Below are 17071 nucleotides of genomic sequence, written 5' to 3' on the forward strand. Positions count from 1 at the left end.
GCCATGTATCGGCCGGCAGCGGCGATACAGCGGCTGACGAATCGGGCATTCCAGCGACACATCCGGGACAACTCCGCGGCCTGGAATAGGCCTCGACGAAGGCATGTCGCCTTCCACCGACGCGGTCCTGCCGCCAGGAGATCCCCCATGACTCGCACCCTGCTCGCCACCACCCTGCTCGCCGCGCTTGCGCTTCCCGCGTTCGCCGCCCAGGCCGCCGCACCGGTACCGACCGAAAGCTACCGCTACGGCATGCCGCTGGATGTGCACAAGGTGGTGGCGACCCAGGAACAGGCGTCGACCACCTGCGAGATCGTCGATGCACGGATGGACTACCTAGACTCCGCCGGCAAGCTGCATTCGCTGGCCTACCGCAAGTACGCCAGCGCCTGCAGCCAGGGCGGCTAGTCAGGCGCCGGCCAGAGCCTGCACGGCCGGTTGTCGCGCGGGCGGTGCATGGGGCGCCGGCTTGCCGAGGATCAGGTCGGCGGCCTTCTCGCCGATCATGATCGCCGGGGCGTTGGTATTGCCGGTGATCAGCGTCGGCATGATCGACGCATCGGCCACCCGCAGGCCTTGCAGGCCGTGCACGCGCAACTGGTCGTCGACCACCGCGAGCTGGTCGTGGCCCATCTTGCAGGTGCCCACCGGATGGAACACGGTGCCCAGGTTGGCGCGGATCCAGGCCTCGATCTGGCCGCGGCTGGAAACCTGCGGGCCCGGTACCAGCTCGCCCTTGAGGTGACGGGCGAAGCTGCGGCTGGCGGCCAGTTTGCGGACCAGTTGGAAACCCCGGACCAGGGTATCGAGGTCGGCAGGGTGGCTGAGGAAGTTGGCTTCGATCAGCGGCCGGTCGTGCGGGTCCGGCGAGTTCAGGCGGACCCGCCCGCGGCTCTGCGGGTGCATCACCGCGACGTGCAGGCTGACCCCGTGGCCGAAGGGGACGAGGCGCTGCGGCTGGTTCTTCAGCGCGGGGGCGACGATCAGACCCAGCTCCGGGGTCTCTGCCTGCGGGTCGAGGCGGAGGAAGCCACCGGACTCGACGGTGTTCGAGGTCAGCGCCCCGCGCCGGCCGAACAGGTACTGCCAGGGCGAGCGCAGCAGCGGCAGCCAGCCCTTCGGCGAGAAGCCCAGGCCGTAGCCGAGCTTGGCCTCGGTGCGGTACATCAGCACGATGTCCTGGTGGTCCTGCAGGTTCTCGCCGACCCCAGGCAACTCATGGCGCTGGACGATGCCGTGGCGCGCCAGTTCCGCCGCCGGGCCGATGCCGGAGAGCAACAGGAGCTGCGGCGAGTTGATCGAGCCGGCGCTGAGGATCACTTCGCGGCGTGCCTGTAATTGCACGACCTCGCCAGCCTGGCTGATCTCCACGCCGGTGGCGCGGGTACCTTCCAGCAGCACGCGCAGGGTCAGCGCCGAGCTGAGCACGGTGAGGTTGGGCCGCGCCAGGGCCGGGTGCAGGAAGGCGCGCGCCGCGCTACAGCGTTCGCCGTTGACCTGGGTGACGTGGAACGGGCCGATGCCTTCCTGGCGCTCGCCGTTGAAGTCGGCGTTGTACGGCCAGCCCATTTCCTCGGCGGCCTGGAAGAACACCTGGTTGATCGGGCCCGGGCTGCGCTGCGCGGCGACGTTCAATTCGCCGCCGCGCCCGTGCCAGGGCGATTCGCCCGGCTCGAAATGTTCCGAGCGGCGAAAGTAGGGCAGCAGCTCGTCGTAGCTCCAGCCACGGTTGCCGAGGGATGCCCAGCGGTCGTAGTCGTGGCGGTCGCCGCGGATGTAGATCATCCCGTTGATCGCGCTGGAGCCGCCCCAGACCTTGCCGCGCGGGCAGGCGATCGGCTGGTTGGCGGTGCCGGGCTGGGCGGCGAAGCGATGCATCCAGTTCCACTTCGGGTTGGCGATCAGGCGGATGATCCCGGCCGGCGTGCGGATGTAGGCGGCGGGGAGCGGCGTGCGGTCGCTGGGGCCGGCCTCGACCAGACAGACCGAGACGGCGGGATCGGCGGAAAGACGGTTGGCCAGGACGCAACCGGCGGAGCCGGCGCCGACCACGATGTAGTCGAACGAACGGCGGGCAGTGGAAGTCATGTCGGCACCTTTCTGGGTGTGCTGCCGGGCCTCGCCCGGCGTTCTTTTTCGCCCCGCGCCCATGGGCGCGACGCTACTCCATTGGACGGGGAAGCGCGCCCGGCCGCTTGTCCCAGCCTGCCGGCGGGGTTGACCGAGGCTGCCAGGCGGCGCGCTAAAGCCCCAGCAGCGAGCCCATGTCGACCATCAGTTGCAGGCCGACGACGAAACCGTCTCCGCTCAGTTCGCGAGCGCCGGGGTTGTAGTAGTTGTCCGGGTTGAAGATGTACTGCACCGACGGCTCCAGCGCGATGTGCGGGGTCAGTGCGATGTGCGCATTGGTTTCCAGGGCGTACACGTCGCGCTGGCCGAGTTTCGCATCGCCGCCAGCGGCGATCCGCGCCTGGCGCTGGAACTCCAGCTGGTGATCGTTCAGGCGCAGGTAGCTGGCCTTGAGGTTGAGCTTGTCCCGCGTGCGGTCGAAGGGCGCATGGTAGGTCAGGCCCAGCTCGGCGAAATGACGGAACGGCTGCTTGTCGTCGGCCGATACCGACAGCGAGCCGAACAGCCCCAGCGCCCTCGGCGAATCGAGGCGGCCGCCGTCGGCGCGCCAGAACAGCTGCTGGAACTTGAAGAAGCCGCCGGCGCTGCCGTGGTCGCTGGCGCCGGTGAGCGGGTCGACCTGGTTGGCGGTGTTCAGGTAGGCGTTGAGTTCATAGTGCGAGCGGTAGGGATCGAGGCTTTCCTCGCGCTTGTCGCCGATCCCCAGCAGCAGGCTGGTGCCGCTGGCGTCGTCGGTGCCGAAATCGAGGCCATGGCGCTTCTTCAGGTAATCCACCGGGTTGGACTCGAAGGCCCCGGCGTGCAGGTACAGGGTCGGGGTCGCCCGGTACTTCAAGTAGCCGCCCCAGGCGCCGTAGGGCGGCGGCAGGATGCCGGTGGAGGCGTCGATGATCGGGTCGTTGCAGGTGACCACGGTCTCGCAGTTGTAGATCAGGAAATAGCGCCGCGCATTGGTCCGTCCGAGATGGCTGTCGAGGCGTCCGCCCAGCCACTGCTGCTGCCAGGTGAGCAGGCTCAGCTGGTTGGCGCCGATATCGTTGTGCAGCGGCGCGCCGCCGAAGTAGCTGCCCACCGCGCCCTGCCAGCTCGGCCCGGTGGGCTGACCGGTGCCGCGGTCGAGGATGAACAGGGTTTCCTCGATGTGCAGCGAGGCGCCGTCCAGGCCGGCGAGGGTGGCGAGGTCGAGGTCGGCGCCGAGGAACAGGTCGCCGCTGTTGCCGAAGCTGTGCTGGCGCGGGCCGGTGTCGAGGTTCTTCAGCGACAGGCTCCAGAACTGCGCGTGGGTCTTCACGCCGTGGCGCTGGAGTCGTTCGCCGAACCCGGCCAGCGGGCCGCTGCGGCTGTCTTCGGCGGCCTGCGCGGAGAGACCGAGGAAACCGGCGCAGAGCAGCGCCGGCAAGGTGCGGAGGGTTTTCATGGCAAGGCACTCGTCTTGTTGTTGTTCTGTCGTGCGAATCGCTGTCCGCCCCAAGCGGACAGGTGCATCCGGAGCGAAGGCGGCTCAGGCGCAGAGATAGCCGCCGTCCACCGCCAGCACGGCGCCGGTGACGAAGCTGGCGCCTGGACCGCAGAGGAAGGCCGCGGCGCTGGCCACCTCGGGCGCCTCGCCCCAGCGCGCCAGCGGCGTGCGCTGCATGATCCGGCGGGTGGCCTCGACGTCGGCCTTGAGCCCGGCGCCCAGCGGCGTGTCGATCCAGCCGGGGGCGATGGCGTTGACCCGGATGCGCTCGGCGGCATACTCGCAGGCCAGGGAACGGGTGAGCTGGACGATGGCGCCCTTGCTGGCGCTGTAGGCCGGGCGGTCGGCGGAACCGAAGGTGCTGTACATCGAGGCGATGTTGAGGATGCTGCCGCCGCGCTGCGCCAGCAGCGGCCGGGCCAGTTGGCTGGCGAGCATGGCGGCGCTCAGGTTGAGGCGCAGCACCCGTTCGAAGGTAGCCAGGTCGTATTCCTCGCGGTCGCGGCTGATGCCGGCGTTGTTCACCAGCACATCCAGGCGCGGCAGCGCTTCGAACAGCCGTTGCAGGCGCTGGCTGTCGGTGATGTCCAGTTCTTCCCGGCGAATCCGCGGATGACGCGGTGCGTGCACGCCGTCGGCGTCCAGGCCGAGGGCGACGACTTCGGCGCCGAGTTCGGCGAACTGCATGGCGATGGCCGCGCCGATGCCGGAGCTGCCGCCAGTGACCAGCACCTGCTGGCCGGCGTAGATATCGTGTTGGAAAACCATCGGCGATCGTTCCTTCAGGCGTCGGCCAGGGCCGGGTTGGGATTGACCAGCACCTTGACCTGCGACTTGTCGCGCAGCAGGGCCTCGAAACCGTGCTCGACAGCCTGCTCCAGGGGCACGCTGCGGGTCACTGCGCGGGCCAGGTCGAGGCGGCCGTCGGCGAGCAGGGCGATCAGCTCCGGGTAGGCGTCGCGGTAGCCGACGCTGCCGAGCAGGCGCAGTTCGCGGTTGACCAGGTCGAAGGCGTCCAGCCGGACCTCGCCCATCAGGCTCACCAGCACCAGCTCGCCACCCTTGCGCAGGCTGGCCAGGGCGGCGTCGAGGCTGGCCTGGCTGCCGGCGGCCTCGAAGGCGCAGTCGAGCGCGCCGCCCTCGCGCAGGCGCGCCGCCGTGTCGCCGTCGCGGGCGTCGAGCGCCCGGCTGGCGCCGAACTCCCCGGCCAGGGCGAGGCGCTCGGGACTGACGTCGATCGCGACGATGTCCTCGATTCCGCGCAGGCGGGCGAGCATCACCAGCAGCAGGCCGATCGGGCCGAGCCCGAACACCGCGCAGCGCTGGCCCGGCGCCAGGCTGCTGCGGCGCAGCGCGTGCAGGGCCACGGCGGCCGGTTCGAGCACGGCGGCCTGGCGGAAGCCCACCGCGTCCGGCAGGCGGTGCAGCATGTAGGCCGGCACCCGCGCGCGCTCGGCGAAGCCGCCGTCGCCCATCAGGCCGATGAAGCCCATCGACTCGCAGAGGTTGTAGCGGCCTTCCCGGCAGTAGCGGCATTCGCCGCAGCGGTATTCCGGCTCCACCGCGACGCGGTCGCCGATGCGCAGTCCCTCCACGCCAGGGCCGAGCGCGGCGACCACGCCGCAGAACTCATGGCCGAGGGTCAGCGGCGCGCGGCAACCGGACAGCGGGTGCGCCTCGGCCTGGGGAATCGAGTGCGGGCCGCTCTGGTATTCGTGCAGGTCGCTGCCGCAGATGCCGCAGTAGGCGACTTCCAGTTCGACTTCGCCGGGCCGCGGCGCCTGGCGTTCCAGTTCGCTCAGGCGGAGGTCGCGGGCGGCGTGCCAGCGCAGTGCTTTCATGGTTGGTTTCCTTGCAGGACGGAGGTAGGCGCGCTGCGCTGGCGCGCCAGCACGGCGGGCGCGGTTTCGCGCAGGAACAGCGAGAGGAACGCGGCGAGCAGGGCGCCGCCGCAGGACATCCACATGACGATGGACAGGCCGAAGCGGTCGGCGGCGAAGCCGGCCACGGTCGGCGCGAGGAAACCGCCGACCAGTTCGCCGAGGCCCATGATCAGGCCGAGGGCGGTGGCGATGACGCCGCGCGAGACGGTCTCCGCCGGGATGGTCGCCATGAACAGGGTGAAGCAGCCGAGCCCGGTGTAGGTCAGCAGCAACAGCAGGCCGAGGCTGGTCGCGTTCGGCGCATAGAGCAGCGCCAGCGGGCAACACGCGGCGAGCAGGGAGAACGCCACCAGGGTCGGCCGACGGCCGATGCGATCGGATATCGCCGGTACGGCGAAGCCCCAGACCACCCAGGCGACGCCCAGGCAGCTCATCAGCCTGCCCATGGTCGCCGGGCTGAAGCCGCGGGCGTTGACCAGGAAGGTCGGGGTAAAGGAAATCAGCACGATGAACCAGGTGACGAATACGCAACTGATCAGGGTGCAGAGCAGGATGTTGCGGCTCTTCAGCAGTGCCAGGCGCTTGCCTTTCGCTTCCTCCGCGCGCGGCGCCGGGCGCTGCGCGCGGGGCGGATCGGGACGCACATGGCGCCAGATCAGCCAGGCGATCAGCAGGCCCGGCAGCAACGAGACGATGAAGGCGTGACGCCAGCCGAGGGCCTCGGCCAGGGCCACCAGCAGCGGCGGGCCGATCACCGCGCCGAGCAGGCCGGCCGCCGAGCCCTGTAGCAGGCCCATGTTGAGGCCGCGGCGATGCGGCGAGGAGGCCTCGACCATCAGCGATTGCGAGAGCGGTAGGATCGGCCCCTCGGCCAGGCCCATGATGCCGCGGAACAGCAGCAGGCTGAGGAAGCCGCCGACCAGCCCGGACAGCGCCGAGCACAGCGAGAACAGGATCACCGCCACGATCAGCAGCGGCTTGCGCTGCCCGCGGCGGTCGGACCAGGCGCCGACCAGCGCGCCGGATACCGCCCAGGCCAGGGCCAGCACCGAGGAGAGCATGCCCAGGTGGCTGTTGCTCAGTTGCAGCTCCTGTTCCATGAAGGGAAACAGGAAGGACAGCGCCAGGCGGTCGAAGAAGACGAAGCCGAAGGTCAGGAACAGCACGCAGAGCAGGACGTTTTCGTAACTGGCGGAATTGTTGTTATGCGCCATGTCGGTCTCCAGGCCGGGCGGGCCGGCCGGCGGGGAGGCGCGCGTCCGCCAGGGCGGCGCGCGCCCGGGGTCAGCGGAACAGGGAGTCGATGTAGGCGGCGCCGACGCCGATCTTGTCGTAGTGCTCACGGCACATCGCGATGTAGTCGTGGACGTCGAAGATGCCGTCCGCGTTGCCCTTCTCGTCGAGCCAGACCAGCGGTCCCTTGACGATGAAGAATGCACGCATCGGCTGCTCGTGCTCGTAGGCCACCAGGGTGTGGCCCTCGCCGGGCGTCTCGTAGACGAAGTCGCCGGCGGTGGCGGTCCAGTCGTGCTCCAGGTAGCCCCACTTGCCGCTGATGGTGTAGGCGAACACCTCGTGCGGGTGGTAGTGGCGGTTGACCAGGCCGGCGCTCGTCGCCATCAGGATGTCGCACCAGCGGTTTTCGCTTGGCGAGATCCACAGCGGACGCGACTTCACGGTCTCGGTGAAGGGCACGTAGAGGCGCTCGTCCTCGGTCGGCGCGTTGCGCAGGTAGACCTCGGGCTTGGCGTCCGGCTTGAAGCAGTCGGGAATCGGTTGCAGGTCTTTCCAGAATTCACGGGTGGCGAGTTCGGGCATGGGGCGGCCTCTGTCGTTGTTATCGTCGAGCCGACTCTAGCCATGGGCGGGCCTCCGGGTTTGACCCTGGCGGCCAGGAAGCTTGCGCTTTTCGGACATGGCCTGGCGCGACCCGCGACGCGCCGCCAAGCTGGCCTGCCCAGCGTCGGAGCCGGCTGGAGGGCGATTGACGGAGGAAAGGATTCAGATGTTAATGACGGGGTGCCAGGCGCCTCGCCGACCGACCGCGACAGGTCGGCGGAGCGGCCCGGCGCCTGGCCCCGGAGGCCTTGCCTGAGGTCCGGGAGGTCCACGCAGCGTTCGACGAGAAGAATAAAAATGCCCGCACATGCCTTGCTCGAAACCCGGCGGGCCAGCACCCAGGACATTCCCCTGGAGCAGCGGCTGGCGTTCTGGGAGGACTACAACGCTTCCATCCTGGTTGGCCTGAAATGTTCGTCGTATTCCCAGGCCGGCTTCGCCGCCACCCAGGACAACCTCTGCCTCGAACGCCTGCGGCTGGCCCGCATCGGCGGCAACGAGCACGTGGTGGAGCGCGACCGCTCGATGATCCGCGCAGTGCCCAAGGAGTCGATCTTCGTCTCCCTGGTGCAGGGCAGCCAGTCGTTCTTCTACCAGGACAACGGCTGCAACCTCCTGCAACCGGGCGAGCTGGTTATCTACCGGACCGACAAGCCCTACCTGTTCGGTTTTTCCGGACCGATGCGGCAGTTCATCTTCGACATTCCCCAGGACGATTTCGCCGAGCGCTGCCTGCGCGACTTCAAGGGACCGCTGAAGATCGGCGCGGAAAGCCCGGTGCAGCGCCTGCTGGTGCGGACCCTCGGCGAGCGTACCCGGGATTTCCTCGACAGCCCCCATGGCGAGGATGCCGAGCGCTACCAGGAGGAAGCCTACGACCTGCTGGCGAGCATCATCAGCGACCATGCCGGCGAGCACCGTGCCAGCGCCCTGGGCGCGTCCTACCTGCTGGCGGCCAAGCAGTACATCCAGCAGCATCTCGACGAACCCGCCCTGAGCTGCGAGCGGGTGGCCGCCGCCACTGGCGTCTCCAGCCGGCACCTGGCGCGGCTGTTCGCCCAGGAAGGCAGCTCGCCCGGGCGCTACCTGCAGGAGCGGCGCCTGGAGCGGGCCCGCCAGTTGCTCGCTTCGCCCCAGGGCCGGCGCCTGGATGTCGCCGAGGTCGCCTATCGCCACGGCTTCTCCAGCCAGGCGCATTTCGCCCGGGCCTTCAAGGCGCGCTACGGGATGACGCCGAGCGAGGCGCGTGGCCGCTAGACCCGACTACCGTACCTTTCCTCCTCCTACTGCCAAGGACCCGTTCCGTGACCGACAAGAAAGAGCAGATCGCCCGTTTCATCCAGCGCGAATTTCCCCAGACCCGGGTCGTGGTCGAAGCCGTCGGCGAGCGTAGCGCCACGGTCTGGCAGGCGGTCGACGCCAGCGACCTGCGCCCCGGCGGCACGGTCTCCGGGCCGACCCTGATGGCCATCGCCGATGTCGCGCTGTACGTGGCGGTGCTGGGCGAGATCGGCATCGTCCCGCTGGCGGTGACCACCAGCCTGACCATCAACTTCCTGCGGCGTCCCGCGGCGGACCGCCGGGTGGTCGCCGAGTGCCGCCTGATGAAGGTCGGCAAGACCCTGGCGATGGGCGAGGTCTCGCTGTTCTCCGAAGGCGACGCGGAACCGGTCGCCCATGTGGTCGGCACCTACTCGATCCCGCCGGCGCACCGCCGCTGAGGGCGGCGCTCAGGCCACCCGGTGCGCCGCGCGCTGGCGCGCTTCCTCATCGGCGCGGCGCTTGAGGTAGGTGCGGGTGGCCACCGCCGGCGCGTCGCTGGCGACGGAGATCTCGTAGCTATCCTCATCGGCCTCCGCGAGTACCTTTTCCAGCGCGCCGAGGCCTTCCACGTCCTCGACGAAGGCGGCGAACAGTTGCTCGTGCATGAAAGCGCCGACGGTCTCGTCGTCCTGGGCGAAATCGCGTCCGTGGACGATGAAGTAGTGCATGCTGCCGTGGGTCTCCGGGGTGAGGATGTGCGCCGTGCGGATGTGGAATTCCGGTCGCCGCTCGGCGGGCAGGGCTGTGTCGTAGAAGGTCGCGCTGACCTGGTGCAGGCCTGGCGAGAGAAACTCCGAGGTGGTGATGCGCGCCGCCGTGGGACAGCCGTCGAGGCCGGTGGTGCGGCCCCAGACCGGCGACAGGGTGGTCGGCAGCACGTGCCGTACCAGCCGGTAGTGGCCTTCCTTCAGGTCCAGCTCATAGGGCGCCCCGGCGTAATCCGGGGTGCCGATGGTATTGGCGTGGAGGTAGGTGAGATGGGTCAGGTCCATCAGGTTCTCGTGCATGCTCACATAGTTGCCCGGGTGTAGGAAGTAGCCCTTGGAGCAGGCCCAGCCCGGATCCTCCAGCCAGGGCCGCTGCGGCAGTCGCTTCGGGTCGGCCAGTCGCGGGTCGCCGAGCCAAATCCAGACCAGCGGGCCGCGCTCCAGAAGCGGGTAGTGACGGATGCCGACGCCGCGCGGACAGGCTTTCTGCGACGGTGTCTCGATCAACTCGCCCTGGCTGTCGTAGCGGAAACCGTGATAGCCGCAGACGATCCCGTCCCCCTCCAGGCGACTGCGCGATAGCGGGAAGGAGCGATGCGCGCAGCGGTCTTCCAGGGCTACCGCCTGGCCGGCGAGGGTGCGATAGAGCACCACGCGCTTGCCGAGCAGAGTGCGCGCGAGCAGTTCGCGGCCGACCTCCTCGGCGAAGGCGGCGACGTACCACTCGTTGAAGATGAACGACGTGTCGCGCGTGGCCATCTGCGCGGCGGCCTTGCGTGAACTGGCGATGAGATTGGCGTTGGGCAGGCTCATGAGGCGTCTCCGTGGTTGTTCTTCGGGGTCAGAGATCGAGTTCCAGGTAGTTGCCGCGGCAGCGTGATACGCAGATCAGCAAGGTTTCCCCGCTGGCCCGCTCGGTGTCGGAAAGCACATGGTCGAAGTGCTCCGGCTCGCCGGCGCAGACGCGTGTCTCGCAGGTCCTGCATATCCCGGCGCGGCAGGCGTAGGGAGGCTCCAGGCCCTGTTCCTCGAGGACTTCGAGGATGCTCTGGTGGCTTTCGACGCGCAGGCTCAGGGCGCTGCGGCGCAACTCCAGGCGGAAGGCGTCGGTGCCGCCGGACGAGGACGCCGGCGCTACTGGAGCGTCGAAGCGTTCGAAGTGCAGGCGTTCCGCGCAGCCGCTCCCGGCGTCGCGGATGGCCTGCATCAACCCGTCGGGTCCGCAGCAGTAGAGTTCTTCGTCGGCACCTAGGCCGGCGATCAGCGCGGTACTGTCGAGTGGGTCGCCTTCGTCGCTGCAATGCAGCCGCGTCCGTTCGCCACCGAGCGTCATCAGTTCGGCGAGGAAGGCTGCGCGCTGGCGTTCGCGGACCGCATACAGTAGGCGCCAGTCCTTGCCCTGCGCCTGGCACCAGCGAACCATCGAGAGAATCGGGGTGATGCCGATGCCGCCAGCGACGAAACAGTAGCGCGCGGCGTCTTCGCGCAGCATGAAGTGGTTGCGCGGTGCCGCCGCGTGCAGGCGGTCGCCCGTGCGCAGTTGGCGGTGGATGAAGCGGGCGCCGCCACGGCTGTCGTCGCCAAGGCCTATCGCCAGTTGGTAGCGCTGGCGTTCGCGGCAGTCGTTGAGCAGGGAGTAGTGGCGGATCAGGCCGTTGCCCAGGTGAAGCTCCAGATGCGCGCCGGGGGTGAAGGCCGGCAGTTCGGTGCCGTCCACGGCGGCCAGCTCGACCAGCACCACGTCGCGCGCAACAGCGCGGAAATCGGTGACCTGCAGGTGCAGGCGGGAGGAAGGCGATGCGCTCATTGTCGGGGGTTCCTTCGGCAGACATGCAGCGAGGCTAGCGCTCCTCCAGTGCCGGCCTGTCCCCCCAGAGGTGGACAGCGGGTTTACCGGCGTCCGTCGCGGTTGCTAACGTGTCGGTCGAGGCCTGGACAGGACCTGCCCTTCCTCACCCATTACAACAAGAACAACGATGCGTGCCCGCAACCATGATCAGCTTCTGGAATGCCCCGCCGGGGTCGCCGTCGGCGGACCTGCGCCCCTTCGTCGAGCTGGCCTGCGCCTTGGGTGGCGAAGGCTTCCCCGCCGCTCTGCTGGAAACCCTTGGCCATTGGGTTGCCGCCCGTCATTTCAACGTGCTGAGCATCGGTGCACCGCGCCCCGAACTGCTCCTGGCCGGCACTCGCCATCGCGACGCGCAACTAGTGTGGCGCTGCTGGCAGGCCTATTCGCGGTACTACCACAGCCATGACCCGCTGTTCCTGCGCATGCAGCGCCAGCGTCGCGGCCCGGTGCCGCTGCTGGGCCACCTGCTGGCCGAGGACATCGAGTTCGATGCTTACCGCGAGGCGATCTATCGGGACAATGGCCTGAGCGAGCGGCTGTCGAGCCTGCATTGGGACGAGGAAGGCCGGCCGCTGCTGTTCAATCTCTACCGGCACCGCGAGGACGGCTATTTCAGCGAGCGCGAGATCGCCGCCTTCGAGCAGTGGGTGCCGGCCCTGCTGCAACTGCTGAGGGGGCACCTGGCCTTGCGCCGGGGACGCAGCGCGACCGACGAGTGGCGGCTGGCGCTGTTGCACCGGGCGACGGACCTGACACCCCAGGAGCTGGCGGTCTGCCTGCATCTGCTGCGCGGGTTGAGCCATGCCGGTATCGCCGCCGAGCTGGGGCTCAAGGAAAGCACGGTGAAAACCTACCGCAACCGCGCCTTTGCCCGCCTGGACATCCATTTTCGCAGCCAGCTTTTCGCCCTGGTGCAGGGCTGAGGAGGGCCGGACGCCGCCTGTGGGGCGGCTCCGGAGAGAGGGGTCAGGCGGCTCGGCAGGCTCGCTGCAGGCGATGGAAGCTGCGGCTGAAGTAGACCAGGCCGTCGCCCTGTTCGAGGACCTGGATGTCCTCCAGTTCCAGCAACAGCACCGAGTGGGTGCCGATCTCCTGGACCTCGGCGATGCGTCCCTGCAGGTTGGCCAGGGCGCCGTGCAGCACCGGCAACCCGGCGAGGCCCTCGCGCCAGTCGTGGAGGGCGAAGCGGCGTTCCATCGGGACCTCGGTCATGCCGGCGAAGTGGCGGGCCACCTCTTCGTGTTCGCCGCTGAGGACGTTCACGCAGAGTCGACCGTTGGCCTTGAACACCGTGTTCATCTCGCTGTTGCGGTTGATGCAGAGCATCAGCGTCGGCGGGCTGTCGGTGACCGAGCAGACCGCGGTGGCGGTGATCCCGCAGCGTCCGGCCGGGCCGTTGCTGGTGATCACGTTGACCGCCGCCGAAAGATGCGCCATGGCGTTGCGGAAGGCTTGCTGCCTGGGTTCGAGCTGGGACATGGGGATAACCTCCGAGGCGACGCGGGCGTCATTGGCGGATGCGATCGAGCACGTTGATGTCGTCCGGGTTGTGCAGGTGCGGCACGGTCCAGCCGTTCTCGTCGTAGTCGCCCATGCACTGCTCGACCATGCCGAGCATGCCCTTCATCGCCCCGCTGCCGATCGCCTGGCGCAGGGCCTGCATGCGGATCTCGTCCTGGCTGCCGGCGTAGTTGATCTCGTACAGCTCGTGGCGGCCGCCGAACTCGCTGCCGATGGCGTCCCAGAGCAGCTTGAGGATCTTGATCCGCTCCCGGTGGCCCATGCCGCCGGAGCCGCGGCAATAGGTGGAGAGGTACTTGTCGAGCTGCGGATTGTGCAGGTCGCGAACGCCGGAGGGCAGGTAGATCAGGCCGCTGGCGACCACCTGCTCGATGGTCTTCTTGATCTCCGGGTAGGCCTGCGGCGCCAGCACGCGGTAGGCCTGCAGGGCCTCGGCGCTGGGCAGGAAGGCGCCGCCGTGCCATTCGCTGGCGTTGCCGTACATGGCGTCGGTCAGCGACCAGAACAGGTTGCGCCAGGCCACCACTTCGCCGACCTGCGCCTGCACGCCGCGGAACTCCAGGGAGCCGGTGCATTGCAGGGCCTTGTAGAGGGCGCCGGTGATGAAGTCGAGCTTGACCGCGAGGCGGGTGCAGCCCTGCATCGGGAACAGCCGGCGAAGCCACCCTGGGGGAACCACTGCTTGCAGCGCTCGAAGTCGCGGTAGATCAGTACGTTCTCCCAGGGGATGAACACCTTGTCCATCACCAGGATCGCGTCGTTCTCGTCGAAACGGCTGGACAGCGGGTAGTCGAACGGCGATCCGGCGATACCCGCCACCAGTTCGTAGGAGGGGCGGCAGATCAGCTTCATGCCGGGGGCGTTCATCGGCGCGATGAACATCAGGGCGAAGTCGGTGTTGTCGCCGAGCAGTTGCGCCGAACCCTGGCCGACGAAGTTGTAGTGGGTCAGCGCGGAATTCGTGGCGACCACCTTGGCGCCGCTGACGACGATGCCGCCGTCGACTTCCTCGTCCACCGAGATGAACACGTCCTTGACCTGGTCCACCGGCTTGTCGCGGTCGATCGGCGGGTTGACGATGGCATGGTTGAGGTACAGGCAGGCTTCCTGGATGCGCTTGTACCAGGTTTTCGCGTTGTCCTCGAAACGCCCGTAGAAGCCCGGGTTGGCGCCGAGGGCGCTGCCGAAGGCGGCCTTGTAGTCCGGGGTGCGGCCCATCCAGCCGTAGGTCAGCCGCGACCACTCGGCGATGGCGTCGCGCTGCTGGCGCAGTTCGTCGGCGCTGCGCGCGTAGCGGAAGAACTTGTGGGTATAGCCGCCGTTGCCGGTATCGGTCTCCCAGCAGAGCTTTTCCTTGCTCTGCGGATCGTGCAGGGCGTCGTAGAGCCGGGCCATGGAGGCGGCCGCGTTGCGGAAGGCGGGGTGGCTGGTGACGTCCTTGACGCGGTCGCCGTAGATGTAGATCTCACGGTCGTCGCGCAGGCTGGCGAGGTACTCCTCGCCGGTGAACGGACGGGTGGCAGAGGCACGGAAATCTTCGGGTTTCATCATCGTCTCCAGTCATTGTTGTTATCTGCGCGAGAGCGCCTGGAGGGGATGATGGGACGGGGGCGGAGCGAGCTGAATGGCTTTTCCGGGGAATGAATTGCACTTTCCATGGCCCCGCGTGACGCCCGGCGCCCGGCCGCGAAGGGCGGCCGGGTGGCGGCGCGTTCAGCTTTCGGCGGGCTGCCAGGCAATCTCCAGGCTTTCGCTGTTGGCCATGCGTTGCAGGTGATCGGCGACCACGTTCTGCATGTGGGCGAGGCTGTCCTCGTCGGGGCTGTTGAGAATCATCAGGACATGGTCGGGGTGGGCGAGCAGCTCGCAGTTGGAGTCGCCGAAGTCGATGAAGCCGCGCTCGGGTGTGAGTTCGACTTCGAACTTGTGGCCCCAGTGCTTGCACAGGCGATTGACGTAGCGTGCCGCCGATTCGGTACGGACATGGGAGGTGGAGCGGAACATGAAGCGAATCCTCTCGGTTGGGGATTTCCGATACTAACCTGCTGAGAGTCATTCTTATTCATCCATTTTGCAGGGGCTTTCGATAATCGCCCGGCAAATGGTCGGCCCTTGTCCGTGGGACAGGGCGAGCGCCCTACCGGAGCCGGCGGAAGTGTTTGCCGGATACGTCGGAAGGCGCTCTCTCTGGAGGGAGAGGGCGAACGCCAGCGGCTTCAGGCCAGCCCGCCGTTTTCCGGCAGCAACGCGCCGCCATCCACAACCAGGGTCTGCCCGGTGATGTAGCTCGCCTCGTCGGAGGCGAGGAAGAGCATGGCGTGGGCGATGTCCAGCGGCTGGCCGACACGCCCGAGGGGGATGTGCGCGGCCAGCGCGGCGGCGTCGCCGAGGCTGCCCAGCGCCGGAGTCGCGACCAGGCCGGGCTCGACGCCGTTGACGGTGATGCCGTCGCCGGCCAGCTCCAGCGCGGCGGCGCGGATGAAACCGTTGACCCCGGCCTTGCTCGCCGCATAGTGCGAGAGTCCAGGGATCGCCGTGCGCGGGCCGGTCACCGAGGAGGTCACCAGGACGCGCCCGGCCACGCTGCGGCGCAGGGCGGGAAGGGCGGCCTGGGTCAGCCGGAAGCAGCTTTTCAGGTTCACCGCCAGGGTCCGTTCCAGGGTGCCTTCGTCCAGTTCCGCGAGGGCGCACTGGGGAAAGGCAGCGGCGTTGTGCAGGAGGATGTCCAACTGGCCGAAGCGCTCCAGGGTCGCGCTCACCGCTCGTCTCGCGGCGTCGTACTCGCTCAGGTCGACGGCCAGCAGTTCGGCCGTGCCTCCGCCCAGGCGGATCGCCTCCAGGACGGCCTGGCCGCGGCTGGCGGTACGCGTCGCCAGCAGAACCCTGGCGCCTTCGGCGGCGAAGCATTCGGCGATGGCCCGGCCGATGCCCTGGCCGGCGCCGGTGACCAGTGCGACGCGGTTCTCCAAGCGCCTCACGATGGGCGCTCCAGCAGTTCGCCCAGGCAATCGCGGAGCAGGCGGTCGTGCAGTTCGACGTCCTCCGCGCGGGTCGCCGGGCAGGTCAGCGCCATGTTGTGGAATGGCGTCAAGAGCACGCCGCGGTTGAGCAGGTAGAGGTGCAGGCAGGCCTCGACCAGGCCGTTGCGTGCGTGGTGGGCCTCGCCGCCGTTGCGCGGGGCGTGGGTCATGAACAGGTACTCGACGCGCGCGCCGATGCGCGTCACGTGCCAGGGCAGGCGCAGTTCCTCGAGCGTCGCGCGGACGCCCGCCTCGAGCTGCGCGGCGAGCTGGAACATGTGCCGATAGGCGTCCTCCGTCATCACTTCGGCGAAGGTCGCGCGCATCGCCGCCAGTTGCAGCGCGTTGCCGGCCAGGGTGCCGCCAAAGCCGAAATGGTTGATCGCCTGCCCCGGTCGGAAGTGCGGCAGTACCGCCCAGATCCGCTCCGCCTGCGCCTGGCTGCATCCCCAGACGGCGCTGGGAATGCCGCCGGCGATGCATTTGCCGAGGACGAAGAAGTCCGGCTCGAGGCCATGCGCGCCGCTATAGCCGGCGGGACCGCAGGAGATGGTGTGGGTCTCGTCGATGATCAGCGCCACGTCGTGGCGGCGGGTCAGTTCGCGCAGGCCGGCGTGGAAGCCTTCGGCCGGCGGGACCATGCCGACGTTGGTCATGAAGGGTTCGGTGAGCACCGCGGCGACGTCGCCATGGGCGAGGGCGGCCTCCAGCGCGTCGAGGTCGTTGAACTCCACCAGGCGGGTGGTGGCGTCGTGGCGTACGCCATTGGGGTGAACGCCCGCGCGCGGAACCATGCGCCCGGCGGCGTCGAATTCCACCTGCGATTCGTCGACGCTGCCGTGGTAGTTGCAGTTGAACACCACCACCTTGTCACGTCCGCTGAGCATCCGGCACAGGCGCAGGACGAAACGGTTGGCGTCGGTGGCCGAGGTGGTCACCTGCCAATAGGGCAGGCCGAAGCGCCGCGCCAGTTCGGCGCCGACCCACAGGCTGTCCTCGGTCGGCAGCATCAGGGTCGAGCCGCGCCGCGCCTGGCGGGCGATGGCGTCGGCCACCGCCGGTTGGGCGTGGCCGAACATGGCGCCGCTATCGCCGAGGGCGAAGTCGACGTACTGCTGGCCGTCGATGTCGGTGACGCGCGCGCCCTGGGCCTCCTTCACCAGCAGCGGGCAGTTGCCCGGCCACTGTTGCATCCAGTGCAACGGTGCGCCGTACAGCCAGTGGCGGCGGTTTTCCCGGTAGGCCTGGGCGGAGCGCGGATGCAGTTCGTCGAAGCGTCGCAGCTCGCGCTTGAACAGCGCTTCAACGCGGGCCAGGTCGAGGCCGAAGGTGGTGTCCAT

Annotated in this window: 16 protein-coding genes and 1 pseudogene; 4 read left to right on the forward strand and 13 right to left on the reverse strand. The window is 68.6% G+C overall.

From position 1 onward, the window contains the following. The first annotated feature begins 147 nt into the window (after nucleotides 1-147). Nucleotides 148-408 carry a DUF2790 domain-containing protein gene (locus tag ACYAF3_RS15730; RefSeq protein WP_003113024.1) on the forward strand — a complete coding sequence of 87 codons (261 nt, stop codon included), beginning with the start codon at nucleotides 148-150 and terminating at the stop codon, nucleotides 406-408. Here ACYAF3_RS15730 and ACYAF3_RS15735 read toward each other — a convergent pair whose 3' ends face one another. The 6 genes from ACYAF3_RS15735 to ACYAF3_RS15760 form a co-directional block, all read right to left on the reverse strand. After that, nucleotides 409-2088, reverse strand: coding sequence for a GMC family oxidoreductase (locus ACYAF3_RS15735; protein ID WP_003118209.1), 1680 nt, complete (start codon nucleotides 2086-2088; stop codon nucleotides 409-411). It lies immediately after the preceding gene. 154 nt (nucleotides 2089-2242) lie between these two features. Next, entirely contained in the window at nucleotides 2243-3547 is a 1305-nt protein-coding gene (locus ACYAF3_RS15740) for a carbohydrate porin (protein WP_003093407.1), read from the reverse strand. 84 nt (nucleotides 3548-3631) lie between these two features. Beyond that, nucleotides 3632-4357: an SDR family NAD(P)-dependent oxidoreductase gene (locus ACYAF3_RS15745; protein ID WP_003093405.1), complete on the reverse strand. Its 726-nt coding sequence runs from the start codon at nucleotides 4355-4357 to the stop codon at nucleotides 3632-3634. A 14-nt stretch (nucleotides 4358-4371) separates the two neighbouring features. Next, nucleotides 4372-5430 carry a 2,3-butanediol dehydrogenase gene (locus ACYAF3_RS15750; RefSeq protein WP_003118211.1) on the reverse strand — a complete coding sequence of 353 codons (1059 nt, stop codon included), beginning with the start codon at nucleotides 5428-5430 and terminating at the stop codon, nucleotides 4372-4374. Next, nucleotides 5427-6686, reverse strand: coding sequence for an MFS transporter (locus tag ACYAF3_RS15755; protein ID WP_003113027.1), 1260 nt, complete (start codon nucleotides 6684-6686; stop codon nucleotides 5427-5429). The genes ACYAF3_RS15750 and ACYAF3_RS15755 overlap by 4 nt, the downstream gene beginning before the upstream one ends. A gap of 70 nt (nucleotides 6687-6756) precedes the next feature. Next, nucleotides 6757-7290: a 2,4'-dihydroxyacetophenone dioxygenase family protein gene (locus tag ACYAF3_RS15760; protein ID WP_003113028.1), complete on the reverse strand. Its 534-nt coding sequence runs from the start codon at nucleotides 7288-7290 to the stop codon at nucleotides 6757-6759. Between the two features lie 318 nt (nucleotides 7291-7608). On the opposite strand from ACYAF3_RS15760, the gene ACYAF3_RS15765 reads away from it, so the two are divergent. Continuing rightward, on the forward strand, nucleotides 7609-8568 hold the full coding sequence (locus tag ACYAF3_RS15765) for a helix-turn-helix domain-containing protein (RefSeq protein WP_003093398.1): 960 nt from the start codon (nucleotides 7609-7611) through the stop codon (nucleotides 8566-8568). Nucleotides 8569-8615: 47 nt separating this feature from the next. Next, on the forward strand, nucleotides 8616-9032 hold the full coding sequence (locus ACYAF3_RS15770) for a PaaI family thioesterase (RefSeq protein ID WP_003104529.1): 417 nt from the start codon (nucleotides 8616-8618) through the stop codon (nucleotides 9030-9032). A gap of 9 nt (nucleotides 9033-9041) precedes the next feature. Here the strand turns inward: ACYAF3_RS15770 and ACYAF3_RS15775 are convergent, their stop codons facing one another. Together ACYAF3_RS15775 and ACYAF3_RS15780 are read right to left on the reverse strand one after the other, a co-directional pair. Next, entirely contained in the window at nucleotides 9042-10154 is a 1113-nt protein-coding gene (locus ACYAF3_RS15775; protein ID WP_003119104.1) for a Rieske 2Fe-2S domain-containing protein, read from the reverse strand. Nucleotides 10155-10182: 28 nt separating this feature from the next. Then, the gene (locus ACYAF3_RS15780) at nucleotides 10183-11148 is read right to left on the reverse strand and encodes a PDR/VanB family oxidoreductase (protein WP_003093396.1); all 966 of its coding nucleotides are present in this window, start codon (nucleotides 11146-11148) and stop codon (nucleotides 10183-10185) included. Nucleotides 11149-11321: 173 nt separating this feature from the next. On the opposite strand from ACYAF3_RS15780, the gene ACYAF3_RS15785 reads away from it, so the two are divergent. Next, nucleotides 11322-12113 carry a helix-turn-helix transcriptional regulator gene (locus ACYAF3_RS15785; RefSeq protein WP_225656345.1) on the forward strand — a complete coding sequence of 264 codons (792 nt, stop codon included), beginning with the start codon at nucleotides 11322-11324 and terminating at the stop codon, nucleotides 12111-12113. Nucleotides 12114-12156: 43 nt separating this feature from the next. Here ACYAF3_RS15785 and hpaC read toward each other — a convergent pair whose 3' ends face one another. The 5 genes and pseudogenes from hpaC to ACYAF3_RS15810 form a co-directional block, all read right to left on the reverse strand. Then, nucleotides 12157-12669, reverse strand: coding sequence for a 4-hydroxyphenylacetate 3-monooxygenase, reductase component (gene hpaC, locus ACYAF3_RS15790; RefSeq protein ID WP_003093392.1), 513 nt, complete (start codon nucleotides 12667-12669; stop codon nucleotides 12157-12159). A 28-nt stretch (nucleotides 12670-12697) separates the two neighbouring features. Then, nucleotides 12698-14259 (reverse strand): annotated as a pseudogene (gene hpaB / locus ACYAF3_RS15795) (4-hydroxyphenylacetate 3-monooxygenase, oxygenase component). A gap of 165 nt (nucleotides 14260-14424) precedes the next feature. Continuing rightward, a complete protein-coding gene (locus ACYAF3_RS15800; protein ID WP_003093387.1) occupies nucleotides 14425-14715 on the reverse strand; it encodes a DUF2218 domain-containing protein in 291 nt (96 codons plus the stop codon). Nucleotides 14716-14927: 212 nt separating this feature from the next. Next, nucleotides 14928-15689: an SDR family oxidoreductase gene (locus tag ACYAF3_RS15805; protein ID WP_003113029.1), complete on the reverse strand. Its 762-nt coding sequence runs from the start codon at nucleotides 15687-15689 to the stop codon at nucleotides 14928-14930. Then, the gene (locus tag ACYAF3_RS15810) at nucleotides 15686-17071 is read right to left on the reverse strand and encodes an aspartate aminotransferase family protein (protein ID WP_003093384.1); all 1386 of its coding nucleotides are present in this window, start codon (nucleotides 17069-17071) and stop codon (nucleotides 15686-15688) included. The genes ACYAF3_RS15805 and ACYAF3_RS15810 overlap by 4 nt, the downstream gene beginning before the upstream one ends.

This window comes from Pseudomonas sp. TZ252 (assembly GCF_056110345.1).

What these genes read in the sequence shown, in the direction of transcription:
- ACYAF3_RS15730 (WP_003113024.1), top strand. Translation starts at nt 148, where the DNA reads ATGACTCGCACCCTGCTCGCCACCACCCTGCTCGCCGCGCTTGCGCTT.
- ACYAF3_RS15735 (WP_003118209.1), bottom strand. Translation starts at nt 2,088, where the DNA reads ATGACTTCCACTGCCCGCCGTTCGTTCGACTACATCGTGGTCGGCGCC.
- ACYAF3_RS15740 (WP_003093407.1), bottom strand. Translation starts at nt 3,547, where the DNA reads ATGAAAACCCTCCGCACCTTGCCGGCGCTGCTCTGCGCCGGTTTCCTC.
- ACYAF3_RS15745 (WP_003093405.1), bottom strand. Translation starts at nt 4,357, where the DNA reads ATGGTTTTCCAACACGATATCTACGCCGGCCAGCAGGTGCTGGTCACT.
- ACYAF3_RS15750 (WP_003118211.1), bottom strand. Translation starts at nt 5,430, where the DNA reads ATGAAAGCACTGCGCTGGCACGCCGCCCGCGACCTCCGCCTGAGCGAA.
- ACYAF3_RS15755 (WP_003113027.1), bottom strand. Translation starts at nt 6,686, where the DNA reads ATGGCGCATAACAACAATTCCGCCAGTTACGAAAACGTCCTGCTCTGC.
- ACYAF3_RS15760 (WP_003113028.1), bottom strand. Translation starts at nt 7,290, where the DNA reads ATGCCCGAACTCGCCACCCGTGAATTCTGGAAAGACCTGCAACCGATT.
- ACYAF3_RS15765 (WP_003093398.1), top strand. Translation starts at nt 7,609, where the DNA reads ATGCCCGCACATGCCTTGCTCGAAACCCGGCGGGCCAGCACCCAGGAC.
- ACYAF3_RS15775 (WP_003119104.1), bottom strand. Translation starts at nt 10,154, where the DNA reads ATGAGCCTGCCCAACGCCAATCTCATCGCCAGTTCACGCAAGGCCGCC.
- ACYAF3_RS15780 (WP_003093396.1), bottom strand. Translation starts at nt 11,148, where the DNA reads ATGAGCGCATCGCCTTCCTCCCGCCTGCACCTGCAGGTCACCGATTTC.
- hpaC (WP_003093392.1), bottom strand. Translation starts at nt 12,669, where the DNA reads ATGTCCCAGCTCGAACCCAGGCAGCAAGCCTTCCGCAACGCCATGGCG.
- ACYAF3_RS15800 (WP_003093387.1), bottom strand. Translation starts at nt 14,715, where the DNA reads ATGTTCCGCTCCACCTCCCATGTCCGTACCGAATCGGCGGCACGCTAC.
- ACYAF3_RS15810 (WP_003093384.1), bottom strand. Translation starts at nt 17,071, where the DNA reads ATGGACACCACCTTCGGCCTCGACCTGGCCCGCGTTGAAGCGCTGTTC.